Origin of the sequence: Actinophytocola sp. (assembly GCF_035762905.1) — a bacterium.
Classification (GTDB): domain Bacteria; phylum Actinomycetota; class Actinomycetes; order Mycobacteriales; family Pseudonocardiaceae; genus DASYTH01.
In genome coordinates, this window is the sequence record NZ_DASUCC010000135.1 from 50,296 (window position 1) to 75,343 (window position 25,048).

Annotated in this window: 14 protein-coding genes and 2 pseudogenes; 12 read left to right on the forward strand and 4 right to left on the reverse strand. The window is 69.4% G+C overall.

Translation table 11 applies throughout. The features are described from left to right. Nucleotides 1-64 precede the first annotated feature (64 nt). Together VFV67_RS29100 and VFV67_RS29105 are read left to right on the forward strand one after the other, a co-directional pair. Complete coding sequence (locus VFV67_RS29100; protein WP_326473873.1) at nucleotides 65-880, forward strand: response regulator transcription factor; 816 nt, start codon at nucleotides 65-67, stop codon at nucleotides 878-880. 9 nt (nucleotides 881-889) lie between these two features. After that, nucleotides 890-2,566, forward strand: coding sequence for an ATP-binding protein (locus VFV67_RS29105; RefSeq protein ID WP_326473874.1), 1,677 nt, complete (start codon nucleotides 890-892; stop codon nucleotides 2,564-2,566). 12 nt (nucleotides 2,567-2,578) lie between these two features. On the opposite strand, the gene VFV67_RS29110 is transcribed toward VFV67_RS29105, so the two are convergent. The 4 genes from VFV67_RS29110 to VFV67_RS29125 form a co-directional block, all read right to left on the reverse strand. Then, nucleotides 2,579-7,300, reverse strand: coding sequence for an ATP-binding protein (locus VFV67_RS29110; protein WP_326473875.1), 4,722 nt, complete (start codon nucleotides 7,298-7,300; stop codon nucleotides 2,579-2,581). Between the two features lie 81 nt (nucleotides 7,301-7,381). Then, nucleotides 7,382-8,380: a peptidoglycan-binding domain-containing protein gene (locus VFV67_RS29115; RefSeq protein ID WP_326473876.1), complete on the reverse strand. Its 999-nt coding sequence runs from the start codon at nucleotides 8,378-8,380 to the stop codon at nucleotides 7,382-7,384. 214 nt (nucleotides 8,381-8,594) lie between these two features. Further along, nucleotides 8,595-9,812 carry an RNA polymerase sigma factor gene (locus VFV67_RS29120; RefSeq protein ID WP_326473877.1) on the reverse strand — a complete coding sequence of 406 codons (1,218 nt, stop codon included), beginning with the start codon at nucleotides 9,810-9,812 and terminating at the stop codon, nucleotides 8,595-8,597. Beyond that, on the reverse strand, nucleotides 9,812-10,192 hold the full coding sequence (locus tag VFV67_RS29125) for a YciI family protein (protein ID WP_326473878.1): 381 nt from the start codon (nucleotides 10,190-10,192) through the stop codon (nucleotides 9,812-9,814). Before VFV67_RS29125 ends, VFV67_RS29120 begins: the two co-directional genes overlap by 1 nt. Before the next feature lie 219 nt (nucleotides 10,193-10,411). Between VFV67_RS29125 and VFV67_RS29130 the strand changes: the two are divergent. From VFV67_RS29130 to VFV67_RS29175, 10 genes and pseudogenes are all read left to right on the forward strand, one after another. Further along, nucleotides 10,412-10,872: pseudogene (locus VFV67_RS29130) on the forward strand (phage tail protein). 598 nt (nucleotides 10,873-11,470) lie between these two features. Continuing rightward, on the forward strand, nucleotides 11,471-13,009 hold the full coding sequence (locus VFV67_RS29135; RefSeq protein WP_326473879.1) for a non-reducing end alpha-L-arabinofuranosidase family hydrolase: 1,539 nt from the start codon (nucleotides 11,471-11,473) through the stop codon (nucleotides 13,007-13,009). 10 nt (nucleotides 13,010-13,019) lie between these two features. Beyond that, complete coding sequence (locus tag VFV67_RS29140) at nucleotides 13,020-15,065, forward strand: family 43 glycosylhydrolase (RefSeq protein WP_326473880.1); 2,046 nt, start codon at nucleotides 13,020-13,022, stop codon at nucleotides 15,063-15,065. Nucleotides 15,066-15,138: 73 nt separating this feature from the next. After that, nucleotides 15,139-16,785, forward strand: coding sequence for a glycoside hydrolase family 27 protein (locus VFV67_RS29145; protein WP_326473881.1), 1,647 nt, complete (start codon nucleotides 15,139-15,141; stop codon nucleotides 16,783-16,785). 60 nt (nucleotides 16,786-16,845) lie between these two features. Further along, entirely contained in the window at nucleotides 16,846-18,120 is a 1,275-nt protein-coding gene (locus VFV67_RS29150) for a cellulose binding domain-containing protein (protein WP_326473882.1), read from the forward strand. A 140-nt stretch (nucleotides 18,121-18,260) separates the two neighbouring features. Further along, nucleotides 18,261-19,649 (forward strand): serine hydrolase domain-containing protein, encoded by a 1,389-nt coding sequence (locus VFV67_RS29155; protein ID WP_326473902.1) that lies wholly within the window; start codon nucleotides 18,261-18,263, stop codon nucleotides 19,647-19,649. A 26-nt stretch (nucleotides 19,650-19,675) separates the two neighbouring features. Further along, nucleotides 19,676-21,277 (forward strand): ABC transporter substrate-binding protein, encoded by a 1,602-nt coding sequence (locus tag VFV67_RS29160; protein ID WP_326473883.1) that lies wholly within the window; start codon nucleotides 19,676-19,678, stop codon nucleotides 21,275-21,277. Between the two features lie 9 nt (nucleotides 21,278-21,286). Then, complete coding sequence (locus VFV67_RS29165) at nucleotides 21,287-22,264, forward strand: ABC transporter permease (protein ID WP_326473884.1); 978 nt, start codon at nucleotides 21,287-21,289, stop codon at nucleotides 22,262-22,264. Nucleotides 22,265-22,328: 64 nt separating this feature from the next. Further along, the gene (locus tag VFV67_RS29170; RefSeq protein ID WP_326473903.1) at nucleotides 22,329-24,176 is read left to right on the forward strand and encodes a dipeptide/oligopeptide/nickel ABC transporter permease/ATP-binding protein; all 1,848 of its coding nucleotides are present in this window, start codon (nucleotides 22,329-22,331) and stop codon (nucleotides 24,174-24,176) included. Between the two features lie 137 nt (nucleotides 24,177-24,313). Next, nucleotides 24,314-25,039: pseudogene (locus VFV67_RS29175) on the forward strand (ABC transporter ATP-binding protein); the annotation flags it as partial. Between the last annotated feature and the right edge of the window lie 9 nt (nucleotides 25,040-25,048).

Below are 25,048 nucleotides of genomic sequence, written 5' to 3' on the forward strand. Positions count from 1 at the left end.
CCTCGGTGTGAAAAGTGCACATACCGGTCCTCTCCCTTGCTGCTGAGCGCCCGACGGCGGATTGGTGGCCAGCCTCAATCCCTTGCCCTCCAGTGGTAACGTGCGAAGTTGGTCGGGATGTCGTCCGGATTCTCAACATCGGATCAACATGGTTTTCTCTACCCCCGATGCGGGTGGTGCCCAGGTCGGATCGCGTCCGGTGATCATGCTGATCGAGGACGATCCGGACCTGTTGGCGATGTGTCGGGCGTATCTGGAACGTGCGGCGTTCAGCGTGCGGCACGCGACCGACACGCGGGGTGGCCTGAGTGCGATCGAGCGGGATCGGGTCGATCTGGTGGTCCTCGATCTGGGGCTGCCCGACGGGAACGGGCTGGACCTGCTTCGGTCGTTGCGGCATGGCGAGCGCAGCCAGATCCCGGTGATCATCGTGACCGGGCGCGGAGAGGAGGCCGACCGGGTGGTTGGCCTGGAGTTGGGCGCCGACGACTACCTGGTCAAGCCGTACTCGCAGCGGGAGTTGGTGGCTCGGATCCGGGCGGTCCTGCGCCGGGCCGCTGCGGAGGCGCCCGCGGCCACGGTCATCCATGTCGGCGGGCTGATGATCGACACCGGGGCGCACGTCATCCGCGCATCCGGCGAGCCGATCTCGTTGACCCCGAGGGAATACATGCTGCTTGAGTTCTTGGCCACGACACCGGGCCGGGTGTATTCGCGTGACCAGTTGCTCGCCCACGTGTGGGACTCCTCGGGAGACTGGCAGGCCCGCGCCACGGTTGACGAGCACGTGTATCGGCTTCGTCGCAAACTGAATGCCGCAGGTGTGAGCTCACCCAGGATCATCACGGTGCGTGGCTTCGGCTATCGCCTCGACGCCTGAGAGGCATTCATGACCGATCCGAAAGCGGTGGACTATCGGCGGCTTTTCGACGCCGCGCCGACCCCGTATCTGATCCTGGCCGCCGACCTGACGATCGTCGAAGTCAACGAGGCCTACCTGTCCGCGACATCGACGCAGCGTCATACGCTGCTCGACCAGTCGATCTTCACCGCGTTCCCGGACAATCCCGATGACCAGAACGCCGACGGAGTGCGCAACCTGCGGCGGTCACTGGAGACCGTGCTCGCCACCGCGGAACCCGACACCATGGCCCTGCAGCGCTACGACATCCCGATCGGGCCGGACGGGCATTTCGAGGAGCGGTACTGGAGTCCGATCAACACACCGATCCTGGACGACGACGCCCGGATCACGCACATCATCCATCGGGTGCAGGATGTCACGGCGTTCGTGCACCTGCGGAGCAGCGGGCATGACCGGCAGCAGGCCGAACGCGCCCTGGCCCGCGCCGAGGCGATGGAGGCGGACCTGGTCGCCCGGGCTCGCGAGGTCCAAGACGTCAACCGTCAGCTTCGCCACGCCAACGAGGAGCTGGCGGCGACCAGCCAGGCACTGCGCGAGCAGCAGGAGGCCAAGGACCGGTTCATCGCCACCCTGTCCCACGAGCTGCGCAACCCGTTGGCCGCGATCCAGGCCGCCGTCGAGCTGCTCGCCCTGGACATCCTGCCCGACCACCCGGCGCTGGCCGTGCTGCAACGGCAGACCGCCGCGCTCATCCGGATGACCGACGACCTGCTCAGCGCTACCAGGGTCCTGACCGGCCGCCTCGATCTGGTCCGGCAACTGCTCGACCTGCGGGAGGTGGTCCAGACCGCGGCCGCCGACGTCGCGGCCGAGTTCGCCGCGTCGCATCGCGCCCTGCGGGTGTCGCTGCCCGGTGATGCGGTTCCGCTCGATGGTGACCGGATCCGGCTCGCGCAGTTGCTGGGCAACCTGCTCAGCAACGCGGGCAAGTACACCCAGCCCGGCGCCACCGTCACCATCGACCTCAGCCGCGCCGGTGCTGCGGCCGTGCTCGTCGTCCGCGACGACGGCATCGGCTTCGCCCCGGCCGCCGCCGAAACGCTCTTCGAGGTCTTCACCCGCGCCGTTCCGTCCGGCACCACCCCGATCAGCGGGCTCGGGCTGGGTCTGGCGATCGTCCGCAACATCGCTGAGTTGCACGGTGGCTCGGTCACCGCGCACAGCGACGGTCCCGGCACGGGCGCCGAGTTCCGCGTCCGGCTGCCGCTGTCGACGGCGGCCTACCCGGGCGACCAACCCCCACCACCGGCCGAGCGTCCGGCTCGCCGGCCCCTGCGCGTCCTGGTCATCGAGGACAACACCGACCTGGCGGCCACCTACCGGGCGGTGATGCACCGGCACGGCGATACCGTCACCGTCGCCACCACCGGTCACGCGGGGCTCGCCGAGGCCACCGCACAGCCCTTCGATCTCGTGCTCTGCGACATCGGTCTGCCCGACATCGACGGCTACCAGATCGCCCGGCGGCTGCGTGACCATCCCGCCACCCGCGACACCAAGCTCGTCGCCGTCTCCGGATTCAGCCAAGACAGTGACCGCCAACAAGCGCTGCACGCCGGATTCGACGCTCACCTCGCCAAACCCATGACGCTCACCGACCTCGAAAGCCTCCTCAATTCCTGGAGCATCAACAACTCCTGAACGAGTTGGCCGTCACGGTGCGCCCCCGGTCGTCAGGTCGGTCAGGTGTTGCTGAACGCGGATGGCGTCAGCGGTGCGATGTTGCGCCTGGTAAAGGTGCAGCGCTTTGCGCCAACTGGCATGTGCGAGCTCGGGGTTGGTCCGAGCGCATGCCTCGCCGAGCAGCGAGAGGGCGTCGGCTTCCTTGTACGTGTTGCGCAGATTCTGGAAGAGAGCGACAGCGCGAGTGTGGTGGTCGGCGGCCTGAACGTAGCCGCCCACGTTGTGGGTGATGTAGCCGAGACAGCTCAGTGAGTCGGCTTCGCCGTAGGTGTTGCGGGACTCCTGGTGCAGCGCGAGGGCGATCTCGCAGTGCGAGCGCGCGTCCTCGAAGTTGCCGACTCGGGCGTGGCACCAGCTGACCGTGGTGCGGGCGATCGCCTCCCATGCAGGTGTCCGGAGGGTGAGGTAGAGGTCCAGGGCATCGATGGCGAAGGTCAGTGCCTGTTGATGATCGCCTTGTCTGGTGCGGTGTCGGGAGATGGTCCGTCGGGTGGCGGCTTGACAGAGAACGTCTCCCGCCTGCTCGGCCAGCAGGAGGGCCTGCTGTAGCTGGTCGGATGCCTCGGCATGGCGGTCGAGCCGGGCGAACGCCTGCCCGAGCTGTCGGTGGGCCCATGCCCGGGCCGCCGGGTCGTCCCAGCGTTGGGCGGCGTCGAGCCCGGTCTGCCAGGTCCTGACGTAGTCGTGCAGGTGTCCTTGCCAGCGCAGGTAGTCGGTCAGTGCCCAGGCCAGTGTCCAGGCCGGCTCGTACCAGCCGTGGTCCATCGCCAACTGCTGGGTGGCGATCAGGCATTGATGTTCTGTCTCGAACCAGGTCAACGCGGCGGCGTCGGTCGTCGGGACGCGGACGTGATCCGACAGCGGTGGCTGGGGGTGGAGCGGGCGTCTGTCGGGGGCGAGCCTGCGGTCGGCGGCATACGCGGTCTGGACGTAGAAGTCGACCAGTCGACGCAACGCGGCAGCCCGTACGGCTGGTGGAAGGTCGTGCCGGGCACGCGCGGCGGCGTAGTGTTTGACCAGGTCGTGCGTGCGCCAGCGACCGGGGGAATGCTGGTGGACCAACGAGATGCCGTCGAGTTGGCGCAGCACCACGCCGACTTGGTCGGTCGGCCGGCCCAGGAGGCTGGCGGCAGCGGTCCGGCTGATGTCTGGTCCCGGTGCCAGTCCGAGTAGTCGGAACAACGTGGCGGCGTCACCGGACAGTGTGCGACAGGACCAGGAGAACACCGTCGCCAGGTTGGATCGGTCGTCTCCTCCGTCGAGCGCGGCCAGTCGCGCTGTCGTGTTCGTCAACTCGGCCACCAAAGTGGACAGTGGAACCCGCGGCTGAGCGTTCACCCGGGCGGCCACGATGCTTAGGGCGAGCGGAAGGCCGGCGCAGTACGCCAGCAGGTCGCTGACCGCTTGTGGTTCAGCGGCCATGCGGGCGGTGCCGATGCGTTCGGCGAGGAGTTCCTCTGCTTCGCCATCAGTCAGCACATCCAGGGGCAATGTCCGGGCCTCGTGTGCGGTGACCAGGCTGGCGAGACGATGGCGACTGGTGACTATCACGGTGCAGGAGGACGATCCCGGAAGTAGTGGGAGCACTTGTTCGACGGTTGCGGCGTTGTCCAACACGATCAACATTCGTCGGCCCGCGACCAGGCTGCGGTACAGCGCTGTTTGTGCTTCCGGATCATTGGGGATCCGACTGGCATCGATCTCAAGGGCGTGCAGGAACGTCCGGACCGCGGCTTCGGGACACACCGGCTGGGTCACCGGATCGAACCCGCGCAGGTTGATGAAGAGTTGCCCGTCCGGAAACCGCTCCAGATGTTGGTGGGCCCAGTAGAGCGCCAACCAGGTCTTGCCGATCCCGCCAAGGCCCTCGATCGCGGAGATCACTACCGTTCCCCCACCGGTCGCGGCCCTGCCCAAAGCGGCCGACATCGCCGCCAACTCCTCAGCTCGGCCGGCAAAGCACCGAGGGGAGGCCGGAAGCTGCCGGGGGACGAGCCCGGCGGCCATGGCGGCGTGCAGATGGACGTCACCGGTAATGCTGCCGGTCTGCACAACGTGACCGCCGATGGAACCGGCGACATCGTTGTGAATTGCTTCGACCGGCTCAGACTCGTCGCGGTGGCGGCGCGACGCGGCGCACTTCTTCCGCAGGACCTCGGCATCGGGATGGCGGAGGGTGTCGAGGATGTCGGAAGCCTGCCGCCACGCCAGTTGGGCACGGTGACCGAGGCCGGCGGCGTGGTGCGCATCCCCGAGGCGATCCAGCACGACGGCCTCCCAGTATCGGGAGCCCAACTCACGGTTGATCTCGATGGAACGCCGGTAGCACTGAATGGCTCGGGTGTGGTCGCCCAACTCCTGGTGAATGTTGCCGAGAACATGGAACGCATAGGCGTTGCCTTCTGGATGCCCGATTTCCGAATAGATCTCGAGCGCCTGTTCGCAGAAGGGCAGCGCCTCGACGCTGCTTCCCAGCCGAGCCTGATCCCAACTTGCGGCGGTCAGGGCGTCCGCAAGGTACATCCGACTCGTCGAGTGCCGGGCAAGATCCAGTGCCCGCCGCGCATGGTGCATGGCCTCGGCGTGCCGCTGCTGAATGTCCAACAGTTGGACGTGAGCCAGATGGATCGCGATCTGGTGGTACTCGTCCCCCAGGATGTGGTTCACATCAGAAGCTTCGGCAAGGCACCGAGCCGCCTCGTCATGGTGACCCATACGTGCGACTGTTCGAGACAGTGACCACAGGTTCCTGATCTGGGCGGCGAGATCTCCGCAGCGTCGTGCGGCGTCCAGCGCCATCCGGTTGACGGCGACCCGCTCGTGGCGCTGCCCGGTGCGACCGAGAAAGGTGTCACAGGCCCATGCGAGCTGGTCCACCCGCGCGTCGAACCCCTGCCGCGCGGCCAGGGTGATCATCGCGAGCAACGTTTCGTTCTGCGCCGTGAACCAGTCCATCGCCGCACGCACAGTGGCAATGACCGGCAAGCCCGCGGTAGCCGGTTCGGTACGGACCACCCCGTCGCGACACGGCATGATGCGGAAATCGGCGAGTGCCGCGGCCGCCAGGTAATAGTCGATCATTCGCTGCATCGCGCCCCGCCGCTCGGATGGTGATTCGTCACGTTCGGCACACTCGGCGGCGTAGGTGCGAAGGAGATCGTGGAATCGGAACCGGTTCGGGCGGTATTCGTCGAGAAGGTTCGCGGCGGTCAGTTCGGTGAGCGGGGGCCGGTCCAGGAGGGCCGCGCAGGCGTGGCGGTCGATGTCGGGCCCCGGATGGAGGCCCAGCAGGCGGAAGAGTCGGGCGGACTCGGGGGAAAGTGCACGGTAGGACCAGGAGAACACCGCTCGGAGGTCGAGATCGGGGTCGCCGAGATCGAGGGCGTCCAGACGGTTGCGCTCATCGTCGAGTTCGCGGACAAGGCTCGCGAGTGGGTGGTTGGCGGCGCGGGCGGCGACGATGCTCAGGGCCAGTGGCAGGCGGGCGCAGAGGTTGATCAGATCCGCTGCGGCTTCCGGTTCGCCGGCCAGGCGGTCCGGTGTGATGCGCGCAGCGAGGAGGTCGCGGGCATCGGAGTCGGGCAGGACGTCGAGGGCGATGCGGTGCGCGCCTTCTCGGACGGCCAGACCGTCGAGGCGGTTGCGGCTGGTCACGATCACCAGGCAGGTAGGGGTGTTGGGCAGCAGCGGACGAACCTGGTCGGCGGAGGCGGCGTTGTCGAGCATGATCAGGAGGCGGCGGTCGGCGACCAGGCCGCGGTACAACGCGGCCCGGGCGTCGAGGTCGCTGGGGATGCCGGACGGGACCACGCCGAGAGCTTCGAGGAAACCGTGCAGGACCTGACTCGGGTCGAGGCGAGCGTGCGCGTCGAAGCCACGAAGGTTGACGTGGAGTTGACCATCGGGGAAGCGGTCGAGAATCTGGTGCGCCCAATGCATTGCCAGCGCGGTCTTTCCGATGCCGGCGGTACCCGCGATCGCGGTGATGATCACCGTGCCGCTCTCCGCGGCGGCGGCGTCGAGCACGGTGGCGAGTTGGTCGAGCTCGCCTCGACGGCCGGCGAAATGCCGGTGCCGTACCGGAAGCTGCCGCGGGACCGGGTCTCGCGGACCCGCTCTGGACACCCCGCCGGGCAGCCGCACCCACGCGGTGGTGTTGGTTTCCTTTACCGAGACCGGAATCGAGGCGTACGCGTCGTGAACGGTGCAGTGCCGGACGACCTCCTCGTAGAACCAGGACGAGGTGATCACCGCGAGCACGCCGTCGGAGGCCGCGAGCGCGGACTTGACCGGCGGCGCGTCGAGCAGGCGGAAGGTGTGGTTGACCGCCGTGCCGACCACGCCGTGGTCGTCGTAGTGAACTTCCCCGGCATGTAACGCCATGCGCAGGCGGATCCGCTGCGCGGGACCGGCCGAGTGGTTGTGGGCCAGCAGCCCCGACTCGAGCAACTCCGGCAGCGACTCGACCAGCATGCCCTTGGCCACCGTCGCCGGAATCACCACCAACACGCCGTCGCCACGATCCTCGTGCTCGCAGGACGACCACCCGATGCCGACACCGTCGAAGGACTCCGACAACGTCCGATACAGGACCTCGCGCATCCGAACCCGATCACGGTTCGAACGGGCGAGATCACCGAACCGCTCGATATCCACGGCCAGGATCGTTCGGTGCACCGCCAAGTCGCCCACTCAGCCAGGATCGCCGACCCCACCGCACCCCATCAACCAACGAACACACATCACCCGGTCATGTGCCGCGCGGCCCGGCCGTCATGGCACGGTGATGGTCACCTGGACGTTGTCGGCGCCCAACTCGTCCGGGAGCAGGGCGTCGATCACCACCTCGCCCGGTCCGGTGAGCGCCGCGACGCCCCGGTTGCCGAACAGGACGTGGAAGCCGGCGCGGGCGGGCGCGCCGTCGGCGGTGAAGGAGTGCAGCTCGAACGGGATGGGCGCGCTGCCGATCGGGGTGAGCGTCGCGGTGGCCACGAAGCCGAAGCCCAGCGGATCCCTGCCGGTGTTCACCGCCGTCAGGACGATGCTGTCCTCGCCGGGGTCGAAGACGGCCGGCCCCATCTCGGTCCACCAGCGGGCCGCGGCGCCCTGCTCGACGTAGCTGTGCCGCTTGCGCCCGTCGGTGCCGGGATCCTGCGGGGTTTCGAGCCGGAGCGCCGCCCAGGTCTGGTTGCCGACGATGCCGTCCACCTTCAGGTGGCGCTGGTCCTGGAAGCCCCGCACCGCGGCGTAGGTGGCGCCACCGAAGTCCCCGTCGATCACCAGCGGGAAGCCGTAGCCATTGAGCAGCTCCTGCAGGTATTCCACCCAGCCGTCCGCGCTCTTGTCACCGCGGCGCAGGGTCGGCTCGCGCACCTCCCCCTGGGGCGGGTGCTCGCCGCCGCCACCGCCCGGCTGCGGGGGGAGCGGCTCCGGGCCGGGAAGGTCGCCACCGGGGTTGGTCGCCGCGAAGAATTCGCCGCTGGTCAGTCCGATGATGCCGCCGCCGCTGAGCACGTGCAGCTTCCAGATGTAATTGCCCGGCGGCAGCGGAATGTGGCCCATGCCGCCGCCGATCTGCGTCTCGCCCGACACGGCGTTGTGGTGCGGTTCCTGCTTGAAATCGATCACGGCTCCGTTCGAATGGACGATGAGGAACTCCTCGTTCACATCGGCGAGAAACGTGTCGCCGGCATAGCGCCAGCTCCAGGTATACGACCATGTCCCGTCGTCCATGCAGTCGACGTCCCCGGTCAGGTCAACAGCGGTATCCATGCGGTCCAGGGTCCATCAGCCGGCCGGCACGGTCCTGCCCGAAAGGGCGGTCAAATGCCCATCATTGGCAGCTCGTTATCCAGAAATATCATTTGACCGCGGCCTTAAAATGACGCCAGTCTCAGCCGCATGAATCCTCCTCGCCCACGCTGTCCAGCGCCTTCTCCCGCGCTGACGACAGCAAACCATCCGGTCTCGCCGATCATGCGGAGAGTCAGTCCAGCGCGGCCGCTTTGCGCAACAGCACTGAGCGTTCGCGTTGGTTGGCGCACAGCCGGGCGGCCAGTTCCAGCTCGGTGCGTGCTTCCGGTCGCCGGCCGAGGCGGGCCAGGAGTTCCCCGCGCACGGTGGGCACCAGATGCGAACCGGGGAGCCGGTCGGAGGCGATCAGCTCGTCGACGATGGCCAGGGCTTGCGCCGGGCCCGAGGCCATGGCCACGGCGACGGCCCGGTTGAGCTCGACCACCGGCGACGGCGCGACCCGGCCGAGCGCCTCGTAGAGCAACACGATCCGGTCCCAGTCGGTCGCCTCGACCGAGGGCGCCGAGGCGTGGGTGGCGGCGATCGCGGCCTGCAGGCCGTAGGGACCCAGGCCGCGGGTCGACGCCTTGGCCAGCGCGGCCAGCCCACGGCGGATCGCCGAGAAGTCCCACCGCCGCCGGTCCTGGTCGGTGAGCAGGATCGGCGAACCGTCCGGGCCGGTCCGGGCCGGGAAGCGCGCGGCGGTCAGCTCGCACAGCGCGAGCAGGCCGTGCACCTCCGGCTCGTCCGGCTGCAGCGCGGCCAGCGTGCGGGTCAGCCGGATCGCCTCGTAGGCGAGGTCGGGGCGCAGTAGCCGGTCACCCGAGGTGGCCGTGGACCCCTCGGTGAAGATCACGTAGAGGACGCTGAGCACGCCGCCAAGCCGCCCCCGGCGCTCGCCGGCCGCCGGCAGCTCGAACGGCACCCCGGTCGCCGCGATCGTCTTCTTGGCCCGGGTGATGCGAGCCTGCACGGTCGGCACGGGTACCAGGAACGCGCGGGCGATCTGTTCGCTGGACAGGCCGCCGACCACGCGCAGGGTCAGCGCCACCCGGGCCTCGGGGGAGAGCACCGGGTGGCAGCTGACGAACATCAGCGCCAGGACGTCGTCGTCGATCCGGTCTGGGTCGATGTCCTCGGGGCCGATTTCCTCGTCGGTCGCCAGCAGGGCGTATCGGTCCCGCAGGGCGCTGCGGCGGCGGATCGCGTCGATCGCCCGCCGCCGGGCCGTGGCCATCAGCCAGCCGGCCGGATTGGCCGGACAGGCCAGCGGCCACGACACCAGCGCCTCGGCAACCGCCTCCTGGGCCGCGTCCTCGGCCAGCCCGAAATCGCCGGTGAACCGGGTCAGCGCGGCGACGATCCGCGCCGACTCGATCCGCCAGACGGCCTCGACGTCGGTCGCACCCATCAGGGCAGCACGGTGCTGTCCTGCGGGATCTCGTCCTCCCCGGGCACCCGCCGGATCTCGATCTTGGATCCCGGGGCCGCCGGGACCCGCTTGGCCCACTCGACCGCCTCCTGTTTCGAGACGACGTCGAGCAGGAAGAAGCCCCCGAACAGTTCCTTGGTCTCTCCGTACGGCCCGTCGGTGACCACCGGGGTCTCACCGCTGAAGTCGACCACGACGCCCTGGCCCGGATCGTCCAGCCCTTCGGCGGCGAGCAGAACGCCGGCCTTCATCATCTCCTCGATGAACAGGCGGGTCCTGGCAATCCCCTCCTCGATCGAGGCCATCATGGCGGCGTTCGACTCATCGGTGCCCCGCATGATCAGCATGTACTTCGGCATCGCGCTCTCCTCATCCGGCAGGGCCGCCGCTCGGCCCGCGCACCCACAGGTCGAACGAGCGGCCCGCGGATCGACACGGCCCCGGAGAAATCTCTCACCCCGCGACGCAGCCGATCCCTCCGGGTCGTCCACCTTCGCTACCAGCGCATACGCTGAGTTCGATCGTCGGTGGACGACCTCGACTCCACCGAGAAGGACAGACCCGCGGAGGAACTCGCCATGCCCCATGCCGTGGACTTCGACACCGTGTCGACCGTCGGCCTGGAGTCCTCGCGGTCGCGGCCGCGCTCGCGGGTCTGCGGGCGAACGAGGCCCGGTACTTCAAGAACAAGTACGGCCACGTCTTCACGGTCGCGCCCGCGAGCGACGCCACGTCGACCATCGACTGGGTGAACCGGATCCTCAAGGAAGAACGCGACATCGTCATCTCCGCTCGTCCGCTCGAAGCGACCGCGTTCCAGGTCGAGAACATCCGGATCGCCTACGTCTTCTACGACAACGGTCTGTCGATCAACGTGATGTACACGATCGACGACTCCGGGAAACGGGCGGTCGGGTTCAAGCTCTCCGACGGGATGGACGTCCCCACCGAACTCGCCTCGTTCAAGTTCGCCCGGCAGAAGTCGAAGCTGGCCGGAACCATCCGCGGCTCCTACTTCGTCATCAAGAACGAGTACTGACCCGGGAGCAGCTTGCCGGTCAGCCTCTTCTGCCGGTCATGTCCACCGCGGCCGCGCCCACACCGGGACCGTCCGGTGCCGAAAACCTTTTCGGCACCGGGTAGCCGAAAACCTTTTCGGGAGTATCAGCCTGAAGCGAGGACTGGAGACCGAAAGCTTTTTCGGCAGCAGTCGAGGAAATCGCGGCGGTGGTACGGGTTGCTCGACTTCGGGCGTGAGTGTTGACCGTGACGACTCGTGTCGTTACCGTCATCGGTACATCCGAATTATCAAACACTGTTCGAAATATCGAACATGTCTGGGAGCGCTCCCAGGAACGGTGACCCCGATGTCGGGGTTCGCGGTGCCTGGTCGTCACATGCGGAGTTGGGATGGCAGCAGCAAGGTCGTCCGACCTGACCTGATTGTCCTGAGCGGACAGTGCGGTTGGGGTGGCTGGCGCGGGACTTGCCCTGCCAAGCACCGAACGCAGTGTCGCGACCCGCGCAATCAGGGCGCCGGCGTCCCCCGGGTGCGGCGGCGGTCCAGTGGGAGCACTTCGACCGGATCGGGCTGACCGGCACGACCACGGGCAACCTCGACGAGGAGGAGGATCTCCATGAGTGGGACGAGCAGGGTTTCGTGGGGCTTGCCGCGACGTGGTCCGCGGTCGGTGGTGCTGACCGTGGTGGCGGCGCTGCTGGCGGGCTTGCTGCTGGTGGTGGTTGCGCCGGCGACGGCGCGGGCGGCGACGGTTGATCCGGCCGCGTGGTACGTGTTGATCAATCGCAACAGTGGCAAGGCACTTGACGTTTCCGGCGTGTCGACCACCGACGGCGCGGCGCTGCATCAGTGGGCCCGGCACGACGGCACCAACCAGCAGTGGCAGTTCGTTGACTCGGGCGGCGGTTTCTACCGGTTGCGGGCGCGGCATTCCGGCAAGGTGCTGGATGTGTTCAACTTCTCCACCGCCGACGGGGCCCAGATCGTGCAGTGGAGCGACCTGAACGGAACGAATCAGCAGTTCCGGCTGGCCGACTCGCCGGACGGCTACGTGCGGTTGATCAACCGCAACAGCAACAAGGCCGCCGCGGTCCAGGGTGGTTCCGCCGCGGACGGGGCCAGGGTCGTCCAGATCTCGGACTCGGGCGCGACCAGTCAGCAGTGGCAGCTGGTCCGCCTCGGTGACACCCCCGGCGGGTCGTTGCCGTCGACGTTCCGGTGGTCGTCCAGTGGTGTACTGGCCGGGCCAAGGCCCGACGCCGCACACTCCCAGGCGTTGGCGATCAAGGACTTCTCGGTGACGCGGCACAACAACCAGTGGCTCATCTACGCCACCACGGCCAGCCCGTCCGGCTGGGGCCTTGTGCAGTTCGCTTTCAACGACTGGCCCCAGGCGGCGGCCGCGCAGCACACGTACCTGGACACCTCGGGGATCGGACCCGGCTACCGGGCGGCGCCGCAGTTGTTCTTCTTCGCGCCGCAGAACCTGTGGTACCTGGTCTACCAGACCGGCCCGCCCACGTTCTCCACGAGCACCAACCCGGCCGACCCACGGTCGTGGTCGGCGCCGCGGACGTTCATCGCCCAGGAGCCGCCGATCGTCACGCAGAACAAGGGGCCGGGACAGTGGATCGACTTCTGGGTCATCTGTGACGGCGCCACCTGTTTCCTGTTCTTCTCCGACGACAACGGCCACATCTACCGGGCGCAGACCAGCCAGGGCAGCTTCCCCAACGGGTTCGGCAACACCCAGATCGTGCTGTCGGACAGCCGGTTCGCCCTGTTCGAGGCGACCAATGTGTACAAGGTCGCCGGCAGCAACCAGTACCTGCTGCTGCAGGAGGCGATCGGCTCGGACGGGCGGCGCTGGTTCCGGTCCTACACCTCCACCAGCCTCACCGGCAGCTGGGCGCCGCTGGCCAACACCGAATCCAACCCGTTCGCCCGGTCCAACAACGTCACCTTCCCGGGTGGGCAGTGGACCCGCGACATCAGCCACGGTGACCTGATCCGGGCCAACAACGACCAGACCCAGACCATCAACCCGTGCCGGCTGCAGTACGTGTACCAGGGCATGGACCCGGGCGCCAGCGGCGAGTACATCCGGCTGCCCTGGCGCATGGGCCTGCTCACCCAGACCAACTCGACCTGCTGAGAGGGAAACCATGCGCAGGCACGCCCCACGGTGGGCCCACGCGCTGGCCGCCGTCGCACTGGCCGCGAGTTGTCTTGCCGGGACCGGCGTTCCCGGTGCCGCACTGCCCCGCGGTGCGGCACCGGTGACGCCACCTGGCGATGCTGTCTCGGTCGCCGCGACGCCGATCACGAATCCGGTGTTGTGGGAGGACCTGGCCGACATCGACATCTTCCGGGTGGACAACACCTTCTACTACTCGGCCTCGACCATGCACTACTCGCCGGGGGCGCCGATCCTGCGTTCCTATGATCTGGTGAACTGGGAGTTCGCCGGCCACTCGGTGCCACGGCTGGACTTCGGGGCCAAGTACGACTTCAACGGCGGGCGCGGCTACGTGCGGGGGATCTGGGCGTCGTTCCTCAACTTCCGCCGCAGCAACAACACCTTCTACTGGGGTGGTTGTGTCGACTTCGCCCAGACGCACATCTACACCGCCACCTCGGTCGAGGGGCCCTGGCAGAAGCGCTCGACCATCCCCAACTGTTACTACGACGCCGGCTTGCTGATCGACGACAACGACACCATGTACGTCGCCTACGGCAACACGACGATCAGTGTGGCGCAGCTGTCAGCCGACGGGCTCAGCCAAGTTCGGACGCAGCAGGTGTTCCAGACACCGTCGAGCATCGGAACCCTGGAAGGTGCCCGGTTCTACAAGCGCAACGGGGCCTACTACATCTTCCTGACCCGTCCGGCCAACGGCCAGTACATCCTGAAGTCGACCAGCGGCCCGTTCGGCCCCTACACGGTTCGCCAGCTCCTGCTGGATCTGCCAGGTCCGATTCCGGGAGGTGGGGTACCGCATCAGGGTGGGCTGGTCCAGACGCAGAACGGCGACTGGTACTACCTGGCCTTCGTCGACGCCTTCCCCGGCGGCCGGGTGCCGGTGCTGGCCCCGATCACCTGGACCGCCGACGGCTGGCCGATCCTGCAGACCGTCAACGGCGCCTGGGGCACCAGCTACCCCGCACCCAACCTGCCACCCCCGCCCCGCACGGTGAAACCACCGACCGGCACCGACACCTTCACCGGCACCGCGCTCGGCCCGGAGTGGGAGTGGAACCACAACCCGGACAACACCCGGTGGTCGGTCGGAAGTGGACTGCGGCTGCAGACCGCGACCGTGACCAACGATCTGTACTCCGCCCGAAACACCCTCTCCCACCGGATCCTGGGACCGATGTCCACCGCGACGATCCCGCTCGACTACGGGAGTATGCGCGACGGCGACCGGGCCGGGCTTGCCCTGCTGCGCGACTCCTCCGCGTGGATCGGCGTCAAACGCGACGGCGGCACCAACCGGGTGGTGATGGTCAACGGCCTGACCATGGACAGCAACTGGAACACCACCGGTTTCGGCACCGAGCAGGCCGGCGCCACCATCTCCGGTGGCCGCATCTGGTTACGCGTCAACGCCGACATCCGCCCCGGCACCGGCCGCCAGGGCCGCTTCTCCTACAGCACCGACGGTGTCAACTTCACCCCGCTCGGCCCCGGATTCGTCATGGGCAACGACTGGCGCTTCTTCATGGGCTACCGGTACGCCATCTTCAACTACGCCACCCAAGCCCTCGGCGGTGCGGTCACCGTGCCCCAGTTCACCCTCGCCGGCCCGAACCCCGCCCCACCGTCGCGGGTGGTCAGCCTGCGGGCGCAGGCCAATGGCCGGTACGTCACCGCGGAGAACGCCGGCGCCAGCCCACTGATCGCCAACCGCACCACCATCGGCCTGTGGGAGCAGTTCGATCTGATCAACAATGCCAACGGCAGCGTCAGCTTCCGGGCACGCGCCAACAACAACTACGTCTGCGCCGACAATGCCGGCGCCAGCGCGTTGATCGCCAACCGCACCGCCATCGGCCCGTGGGAAGAGTTCGATCTGATCAACAATGCCAACGGCAGCGTCAGCCTCCGCGCACGCGCCAACAACAACATCGTCACCGCCGACGCCAACCCACTGATCGCCAACCGCACCACCATCGGTGCCTCGGAACAGTTCGACCTCGTCGGCTGAACGGCACAGCAGGCAAGCGTCTGCCGTAACTGCCGAGGAAGCCGCGCACCCGCCCGTCCTGAGAGGTACCACCATGTCGTCGCCATCGTTCTCGTCGCGCCGCCGCCGGCTGCTCGCCATCGCGGCGGTGCTGATCCTGCCCGGCTTCGTCACCGACCAGCCCGCGGCGCTGGCGGCGGCCGGCAGCCCCGCGGTCACCCCGCCGTTGGGGTGGAACAGTTGGAACAGTTTCGGCTGCGGTGTCAACGAGACGCAGGTCCGCCAGGCGGCCGACGCGATGGTCAACTCGGGGATGCGCGACGCCGGCTACCAGTACATCGTGGTCGACGACTGCTGGTTCGATCCGCAGCGCGACGCGGCGGGCAACCTGCGCGCCCACCCGACGAAGTTTCCCGGTGGCATGCGGGCGCTCGGCGACTACATCCACAGCCGCGGGCTGAAGTTCGGGATCTACCAGGTGCCCACCGAACGAACCTGCGCCCAGCGGGTCGGCACGCATCCCGGCTCGACCGGCAGCATGGGCCACGAGGCCCAGGACGCCCGTACCTTCGCCTCCTGGGGCGTGGACTACCTCAAGTACGACTGGTGCTCACCCAACGGCACCCGCGACGAGCAGGTCGCCCGGTTCACCCTGATGCGGGACGCCCTTCGGGCGACCGGACGGCCCATCGTCTACAGCATCAACCCCAACAGTTTCCACGCCATCACCGGCGACAAGTTCAACTGGGGCGAGATCGCCGACCTGTGGCGTACCACCGAGGACCTGCTCGACATCTGGCAGAACGGCAACGTCAACAGCTTCCCGATGGGCGTCGGGAACGTCGTCGACATCAACGCCCCGCTCGCCGCGCAGGCCGGTCCCACGCACTGGAACGACCCGGACATGCTGGTCGTCGGCAGGCCCGGGCTCAGCCTCACCGAGTCCCGGTCCCACTTCGCGCTGTGGGCGCTGATGGCCGCCCCGCTGATGGCGGGCAACGACATCCGCACCATGTCCGCCGACATCAGCGCGACCCTGCGCAACCCCCGCCTGCTTGCCGTCAACCAGGACCGGCTCGGCGCCGGGGGTCGGCGGGTGCGTGACGACGGCGACACCGAGGTGTTCGCCAAGCCCCTTGCCGACGGCTCGGTCGCCGTCGGGCTGTTCAACCGCGGCGGCGGCACCGCCACGGTCACCGCCACCGCCGCGCAGGTCGGCCTGTCCGGCGGGTCGTTCACCCTGACCGACTTGTGGACCGGCGCCACGTCGAGCGCCGGCGGGCAGATCACCGCGAGCGTGCCCGCGCACGGCGTGGCCGCGTTCCGCGTGGCCGGCGGGGCGCCCACCGCCAGCACCACGTCACGGTTGCGCGGCGCCGGCTCGAACCGGTGCCTCGACGTCGACAACGCCGCCACCGCCGCCGGTGCCAACGTGCTGATCTGGGACTGCCACACCGCGGCCAACCAGCAGTGGACGACCTGGGCCAACGGCGAGATTCGCGTCTTCGGCGACAGGTGCCTCGACGCCGTCAACCAGGGCACCGTCAACGGCACCCGCGTGGTGACCTGGGCGTGCAACGGTCAGGACAACCAGAGGTGGACCGTCAACGCCGACGGGTCGATCCGCAACGTCCATTCAGGACTGTGCCTGGACGTCAACCAGGCCGGCACCGCGAACGGATCGACCGTGATCCTCTGGGCCTGCCACAACCAATCCAACCAGAGGTGGGTCCGCACCTGACACCGGCCGCACCGGACTGGTGGCAATGCAATGCGTAGTCGACGCTCGAGGAGCGGCATGATGTTGATGCAGAGGACTTTCATCGGGCCGGTCGTGGTCGCGGCCATGCTCGTCCTGACCATGGGCGGCTCGGCGCAGGACAGTGTTCCCGGGAAAACCGCATCGCCCACGGATGTCGGCACCATGGCGGCGTCCGCAGGGTGCGGCCGGACACCGACGCTGAACAGCGGTACGCATACGATTCAGAGCAGTGGCCGGAACCGCACCTTCATCCTGCGGATTCCCGACAACTACGACAACAACCGGCCTTACCGGTTGGTCTTCGGATTCCACTGGCTGAACGGCACCGCCACCGATGTCGCCACGGGGCAGACCGTGCAACGGGATGTGTGGGCCTACTACGGACTGCTGCGACTGTCGAACAACAGCACCATCTTCGTTGCCCCCCAGGGCCTCAACAACGGCTGGGGCAATGCCGGTGGGGAAGATGTGACGTTCGTCGACGACATGCTCAGGCGGATCGAGGCGGATCTGTGTGTCGATACCGAGCAGCGTTTCGCCACGGGTTGGAGCTTCGGCGGCGCCATGTCGTACGCCCTCGCATGTGCCCGGCCGACCGTTTTCCGTGCGGTGGCGGTCCTTTCCGGCGCGCGGCTCAGCGGATGCAGCGGCGGCACCGCGCCCGTGCCCTACCTCGGGGTGCACGGCATCCGGGACTCGGTGCTCAACATCTCGTCGGGACGGTCGCTGCGTGACACGTTTGTCCGGAACAACGGCTGCACCGCCCAGACCCCGCGCGAACCGAGCCAGGGCAGCCTGACGCACATCGTGACCGCCTACACCTGCCGCGCCGGGTTTCCGGTGGTATGGGCGGCGTTCGACGAAGATCACAACCCGGCTCCCGCGGACGGGGTGCCCGGTATCAACGGCTCCCAGACCTGGGTCCCGGCGGAGACGTGGCGGTTCTTCACGCAGTTCCAGGCCACCCCACCGCCGCCGCCACCGCCGCCGGGGAACGGAACCTGCCGGGTCGCGGACACCGTCGACGCCTGGAACACCGGCCTGACCTCGAACATCACCATCACCAACACCGGCAGCACCGCGATCAGCGGCTGGTCGCTGGTCTTCACGCTGCCCGGTGGGCAGGCCATCACCTCCGGCTGGAACGCCGGCTACGCGCCCGCGTCCGGCCAGGTGACGGCCAGGAACGTCGCCCACAACGCCGACATCGCCCCCGGCGCGTCGGTCAGCATCGGCTTCCAGGCCACCCACACCGGCAACACCGCCGAGCCGACCTCGTTCACCCTCAACGGCGCGGCCTGTGCCATCGCCTGAGCGACAACGCGCAACCACCGGCGCCTTCGTCGGGCCCGACCAAGATGGGGCCGGCACGTTGTCGCCGGCGATGAACACAGCGGGCCGCGTCGTTCCTAGCGTCGTCAGGTATGAGTGAGCCTGCGAGCGAACCATCGGCCGTGCGCGGTCTTCATGATGTCCGGGCCTGGCTCGACGAGCGGCTGCCGACGCTGCTCCGGGAGTACGGCGTGCCGGGTGCGGCGTGGGCGGTGCTGTACGGCGGCGAGGTGGTCGACGGGGCCGGCGGGCTGCTCAGCACGGCGACCCGGGTCGAGGCGACCGTGGACTCGGTCTTCCAGATCGGGTCGGTCACCAAGCTCTGGACCAGCACGCTGGTGATGCAACTGGTCGACGAGGGCGAGGTGGAGCTCGAGGCGCCGGTCCGGACCTACCTGCCGGAGTTCCGCGTCGCCGACGAGGCGGCCGCCGGGCGGATCACCGTGCGGCAGTTGCTCAACCACACCGCCGGGTTCGAGGGCGACATCTTCACCGACACCGGGATGGGCGACGACTGCCTCGAGAAGTACGTCGCGAACCTGCACGGGGTACCTCAACTGTTCCCGCCCGGCGAGCAGTTCTCGTACAACAACGCCGGCTACTGCGTGCTTGGCCGGCTGGTCGAGGTGCTGCGCGGGCGGCCGTACGACGAGTGCCTGCGCGAGCACCTCATCGGACCGCTGGGGCTCACCCACACCGCGCCCGGTCCCTACGAGGCGATCATGTTCCGGGCCGCGGTCGGTCACGTCCAGCCGGAGCCGGACGCGGGCTACGTCCCGGCCCCGGTGTGGGCACTGGCGCGGTCCAACGCCCCGGCCGGCTCGACGCTCGCGATGCGCCCCCGCGACCTGGTCGCCTTCGCCCGGATGCACCTCGAGGACGGCCGCGCGGCCGACGGCACCCAGGTGCTGGCGCCGGGAACCGCCGCCCGGATGCAGACCCGGGAGGTCGACCTGCCGGCGCTCGGCCTCATGGGGACGTCGTGGGGGCTCGGCTTCGAGCGGTTCGACACGCCGGCCGGCACGATCACCGGTCACGACGGCAACACCATCGGGCAGAGCGCCTTCCTGCGGATGGTGCCCGACGCCGGGCTGGCCGTCGCGCTGGTGGCCAACGGCGGTGACGCGGTCTCGCTCTACCGGGACGTCGCCGGCCACGTGCTGGGTGAGCTCACCGGCGTTGCCTTGCCCCCGCTTCCGGTGCCGCCCCCGGACCCCCGCCGGATCGACGCCGAGCGGTACGTCGGCACCTACTCGGCCGAGGTGTTCGACCTCACCGTCAGCCAGGACGACGACGGACGGATCTGGGTCGAGCAGGTTCCCAAGGGAGTCTTCGCCGAGCTGGGCGGGCAGGTCGAGCGGATCGAGCTGGTCCACTACCGGGACGACTTGTTGATCCCGCTCAAGGCCGATCGCGGCATGTACATGCCGCGCGCGTTCGTCGGCGACGACGGCACCGGCCACGCGCTCTATCTGCACCTCGGCCGCGCCGTCCGCCGCGCGAACGCCTGACCCTCCCACCGGAACGGAAAACCGCGATGAAACTGTCCACTGTGGGCATTGCCGCCCTGTGCCTGACCGCCGCACTCGCCGGGTGCGGCGGCCCGGCCCCCTCGAACAGCGGGGACGCTCAGGTCGTCGACGGCGGCACCTTCACCCTCGGGCTCTCCTCGGATCCCGGAAGCCTGGACCCGCAGATGGGCGCGGGGTCGACGCTGTTCGCCGTCACCCAGTTCGCCTACGACCAACTGGTCAGCGTCGACGACCGGACCGGCGAGATCAGGTCCCAACTGGCCTCGAAGTGGGAGGTCGGGACCACCACCGGCGCCAACACCGTCACGCTGACCTTGACTCCCGGCGTCACCTGTGCCGACGGTGCCAAGCTCACCGCCAAGGCCGTCGCCGACAACCTCAACTTCGTCGCCGACCCGAACAACAAGAGTCCCTTCCTGGGAACCTACCTCCCGGCGGGCGCCACGTCGGTTGGCGACGACGCGGCCGGCACCGTGACGATCACGTTGGCCCAGCCGGCGCCGTTCGTCCTCAATGGACTGGCGGCCCTGCCCATCGTCTGCCCAAGCGGCCTGGCGAACCGCGCGTCGCTCGCGAAGGCCACCGCCGGCACGGGGCCGTACCAGCTCACCGAGGCGGCGCCGGGTGATCACTACACCTACACGATCCGCGACGGGTACACCTGGGGACCCGGCGGCGCGACGACCGCGACCAACGGGCTGCCCGACACGGTTGTGGTCAAGGTGGTCGAGAACGAGTCGACCGCGGCCAACCTGCTGCTCTCCGGCGGCCTCAACGCCGCCGCGGTCCTCGGGCCGGACGCGGACCGGCTGGAGAAGGCCGGTCTGTTCACCGCCACCACGCCGGCCATCGTCGGCGAGCAGTGGTACAACCACGCCGCCGGCCGGGTCACCGACGACCCGAAGGTCCGGCTGGCGTTGACCCAGGCCCTCGACCTCGACGAGCTCCAGAAGGTGCTCACCTCCGGCCGCGGCCGCACCGCCACCACGATGGCCACGAACGAGCCGGCCGCCTGCCCGGGCGACTCGGTCTCCCACGCGCTGCCGGTCGGCGACGCCAAGACGGCGGCCGCTCTGCTGGACGAGGCCGGCTGGACGGCCGGCGCCGACGGCGTGCGCGCCAAGAACGGCAAGCCGTTGGCCCTGAACTTCCTGTACCAGAACAGCCTCGGGAGCAGCGGCGACGCGGCGGCCGAACTCGCCGTGCGGCAGTGGAAGGACATCGGCGTCCGCGCCACCGCGCAGAGCCAGAACGAGACGACGCTGACCGGCACGATCTTCGGCGCGGGGGACTGGGACGTCGCCTGGGTGGCACTCAACGTCGGCAGCCCCGACCAGCTTGTGCCGTTCCTGTCCGGGCCGGCGGCTCCCCAGGGCACCAACTTCGCCGCGATCTCCGACCCGGACTACGACGCGGCGGTGCAGAAGGCGATGGCGATGCCCGGCAAGGACGGGTGCAAGACCTGGCTCGACGCGGAGTCCGCCCTCATCGCCAAGGCGGAGGTGGTGCCGTTCGCCAACGACAACGTGCGAACCTTCGGCAAGGGTGCCAAGTTCGAGACCCCGGGCCAACTCATCCCCACCAGCATCCGCATGCTGGCGAGCTAGGGCGTGACCATGACGGCCAGCATCGCGGCCGTGGGCCAGGCCCGGCCTTGGGTCCGGTTCGGCACACGGCGGCTTGGTCGGTTGCTGGTCTCCCTGTGGGTGTTGGTGACCGCGTCGTTCGCGATGATCCACCTCATCCCGGGCGACCCGGTGCGCGGCGCGCTCGGTCCCACCGCGCCGGCGGAACTGGTCGAGGCGCGCCGGGCCGCACTCGGCCTCAACGACCCGATCCTCACCCAGTACGTCCACTACCTCGAAGGTCTGGTCACCGGCGACCTCGGCACGTCGCTCTCCTCGCGGCTGCCGGTCTCGGACATCGTCGCGCAGCGGCTGCCGGCCACGCTGGCGTTGGCCGGGCTCGCGTTCCTGGCGGCTGTGGTGGTGGCGATCCCGTTGGGCGTCGCCATGGGGGTGCTGACCAGGCGCGGCCACGGGCGGCGCACCGAACTCGGCTTCACCACCACCAGCATCGTGGTGGCGACCGTGCCGGACTTCCTGGTCGGGGTCGCGCTGGTCTACGTCTTCGGGGTCCGGCTCGGGTGGCTCCCGGTGGCCGGCAACGACACCCCGCAGGCATACGTGCTTCCGGTGCTCGCGCTGGCGATCGGACCCGCCGCGATCCTCGCCCGGATCGTGCGCGTGGAGATGGTGCGGGTGCTCGAGGCGGACTTCGTGCGCACGGCCCGGGCCAAACGGCTGCCCGCGCGGACGATCTACCTGGGCCACGCCCTGCCCAACGCCGCGACGGCCGCGCTGACGCTTGGCGGGCTGCTGCTCGGCGGACTGGTCGCGGGCACCGTCCTGGTCGAGAACGTCTTCGCCTGGCCGGGCCTCGGGAGCACGATCGTGCAGTCGATCCTGAACAAGGACTATCCGGTGGTGCAGGCCATCGTGCTCGTGTACGGCGTCGGCGTCCTGGTCGTCAACACCGTCGTCGACGTCACGCTCGCCCGGCTCGACCCGCGCTCGCTGATCCGGGAGGGCTGAGCAGGTGAACCGCCGCTGGTCGCGGGTCCTCCGCACGCCGCTCGGCCTCGCGTCGGCCGGGCTCATGGTGCTGGTCCTCGGGCTGGCCGTGCTCGGCCCGGTCCTGTGGGGCGCCGCCGCCGAGGCCGTCGACACCGACAACATCCTGGCCGGGCCGTCGAGCGCGCACTGGGCGGGGACGGACAACCTCGGCCGGGACATCCTCCTGCGGGTCCTCGTGGCGGCCCGGCTCTCGATCGTGCTGGCCCTGCTCGCCGTCGTGATCGCGGTGGTCGCCGGCCTGCTGCTCGGGTCGGCGCCGTTCCTGGTCGGAAAGCGGTTCGGCCGGCTGCTGTCGGCCACGGTCAACATCGCCGTCGCGTTCCCGGGACTGCTGCTGGCGCTGTTCTTCGCGGTCGTGTTCGGCGTCGGCGCGACCGGGGCGGTGCTGGCCATCGGGCTCGCGGGCGCCCCGGCGTTCGCCCGGCTCACCCAGACCCTGGTGGCCGGGATCGCGGCCAGGGACTACGTCGCGGCCGCGCGGGTGGCCGGCGTCGGCCGGGTCCGCATCCTGTTCCGACACGTGCTGCCGAACGCCGCCGAGCCGCTGGTCGTCAACGCCACCATCGGCGCCGGCGCCGCGCTGCTGTCGTTCGCCGGGCTGTCCTTCCTCGGTCTCGGCGTCCAGTCGCCGGCCTACGACTGGGGCCGGTTGCTCCATGACGGCATCGGCGCCATCTACGTGAACCCGGCCGCGGCGATCGCCCCCGGCACGGCCGTGCTCGTCGCCGGCCTGGCGTTCAACCTCTTCGGCGAGTCGGTCGCCAAGGGACTCGGCGTCGGCGCCGGCCCGCTCGCGGTGCTGCCGGCGCGCACCGAATCGGTGCGCCGGCCCGAAACCGCCGTCGAGGAAGTCCGGAGCGTGCCGTCCTCCGATGTGGTGCTCGACGTCCGCGACCTGGAAGTGACCTTTCCCGGGCCGGTGCGGCCGGTCCGCGGGGTGACGTTCGCGGTGCGCCGGGGCGAGGCGCTCGGCATCGTGGGGGAGTCGGGCTCCGGCAAGTCGCTGACGGCGCTGGCGGTCACCGGGCTCGTCGGCGACGACGGGCGGGTCGACGCCGCCCGGCTCGAACTGCTCGGCCACGACCTGCGCGCGGCGGACACGCCGGTCCGGCGCCGAACGCTCGGTACCTCGCTGGCCATGGTGTTCCAGGACCCGATGACCTCGTTCAACCCGGCCCGCCGGATCGGGGGCCAGCTGGCCGAGGTCGCGATCCACCACCAGGGCACGGCCCGACGCGCGGCGATCGCCCGCGCCGTGGACCGGCTGGCCGCCGTCCGCATCCCCGACGCGGGCACGCGCGCCCGGCAGTATCCGCACGAGTTCTCCGGTGGGATGCGCCAGCGCGCGATGATCGGCATGGGTCTCATGGGCACCCCGGCACTGATCGTCGCGGACGAGCCGACCACGGCCCTCGACGTCACCGTCCAGCAGCAGGTGCTCGACCTGCTCGCCGCGATCCGCGCGGCGGACGGCGTGGCGCTGATGCTGATCAGCCACGACGTGGCGGTCGTCGGCGACGTCTGCGACCGGGTCCTGGTGATGTACGCGGGCCGCATCGTCGAGGACCTGCCGGCGACCGACCTGGCCGGCGCCGCCCGGCACCCCTACACCCGGGCGCTGGTCGACGCGGTCCCCGACATGAGCACCGACCTGGACGAGCCGCTCGCCACGATCCCGGGCCGCCCGGTCGACCCGGCCCACATGCCGCCCGGCTGCGCCTACGCCGACCGCTGCCCCCTTGCCGACGCCCACTGCCGCGCCGAAGACCCCCCACTGACCGCCGACCCGGGCCACCGCGTGGCCTGCTGGCACGCCGGCGAACCCCTACCGACGCCGAGGGCGGCGGACGAGTTGGTGGAGTCCCCATGACCGAGCGCCAGCATCGTGCCCGCCAACCGCACCTAAGGGGAACGAGACGTAACCCAGCCACCGACACCCCGCCAACCGGGCTATACCAACGCACCGCGACAACAGGAGTTAATTCCGGAGGGGCGGAGCTGGTCACCGTGACCACACTCTTGTTCGAGGATGTGACTGTCCGGTATGGACGGATGACCGCCGTCGACGGGGTAAGCCTCGCCGTGCCGGCGGGGGAGGTGGTCGGGCTCGTCGGCGAGTCCGGCTCCGGCAAGTCCACGCTCGCCAAGGCCGCCGTGGGTCTGGCTCCGCTGAGCGGCGGCCGGATCAGCCTCGGTGGTGCGCCGGTCCCGACCAGCGGCCGGCGCCGCCCGCTGCAGATGGTCTTCCAGGATCCGTACTCCTCGCTCGACCCGCGGATGACGATCGGGGACAGCGTGGCCGAGGCGATGCCGCCGGGCGGCTCCCGTGCGCAGCGGCGGGCCGAGGTGGAACGGCTCCTCGACCTGGTGCACCTCGACCCGGCCAGCGCCCGGGTGTGGCCGTCCCGGCTTTCCGGCGGTCAGCGGCAGCGGGTCGCGCTGGCCCGCGCGCTGGCCGCCGACCCGCGTGTGATCATCGCCGACGAGATCACCTCCGCCCTGGACGTGTCGATCCAGGGGGCCGTGCTCAACCTGGTCCGCGAGCTCCAGCGCGAGCTGGGCCTGTCGATCCTGTTCATCTCCCACAATCTCGCGGTGGTCCGCTACGTCGCCACGCGCGTCGCGGTCATGCGGCACGGCAAGGTGGTCGAGCAGGGACCCACCTCGCAGGTGCTCGCCGAACCCAGCCACGAATACACCCGCGAACTGCTCGCCGCCGTTCCCGGACGAACCATGCGAAGG

What these genes read in the sequence shown, in the direction of transcription:
- VFV67_RS29105 (WP_326473874.1), top strand. Translation starts at nt 890, where the DNA reads ATGACCGATCCGAAAGCGGTGGACTATCGGCGGCTTTTCGACGCCGCG.
- VFV67_RS29115 (WP_326473876.1), bottom strand. Translation starts at nt 8,380, where the DNA reads ATGGATACCGCTGTTGACCTGACCGGGGACGTCGACTGCATGGACGAC.
- VFV67_RS29120 (WP_326473877.1), bottom strand. Translation starts at nt 9,812, where the DNA reads ATGGGTGCGACCGACGTCGAGGCCGTCTGGCGGATCGAGTCGGCGCGG.
- VFV67_RS29125 (WP_326473878.1), bottom strand. Translation starts at nt 10,192, where the DNA reads ATGCCGAAGTACATGCTGATCATGCGGGGCACCGATGAGTCGAACGCC.
- VFV67_RS29135 (WP_326473879.1), top strand. Translation starts at nt 11,471, where the DNA reads ATGAGTGGGACGAGCAGGGTTTCGTGGGGCTTGCCGCGACGTGGTCCG.
- VFV67_RS29140 (WP_326473880.1), top strand. Translation starts at nt 13,020, where the DNA reads ATGCGCAGGCACGCCCCACGGTGGGCCCACGCGCTGGCCGCCGTCGCA.
- VFV67_RS29145 (WP_326473881.1), top strand. Translation starts at nt 15,139, where the DNA reads ATGTCGTCGCCATCGTTCTCGTCGCGCCGCCGCCGGCTGCTCGCCATC.
- VFV67_RS29150 (WP_326473882.1), top strand. Translation starts at nt 16,846, where the DNA reads ATGTTGATGCAGAGGACTTTCATCGGGCCGGTCGTGGTCGCGGCCATG.
- VFV67_RS29160 (WP_326473883.1), top strand. Translation starts at nt 19,676, where the DNA reads ATGAAACTGTCCACTGTGGGCATTGCCGCCCTGTGCCTGACCGCCGCA.
- VFV67_RS29165 (WP_326473884.1), top strand. Translation starts at nt 21,287, where the DNA reads ATGACGGCCAGCATCGCGGCCGTGGGCCAGGCCCGGCCTTGGGTCCGG.
- VFV67_RS29170 (WP_326473903.1), top strand. Translation starts at nt 22,329, where the DNA reads ATGGTGCTGGTCCTCGGGCTGGCCGTGCTCGGCCCGGTCCTGTGGGGC.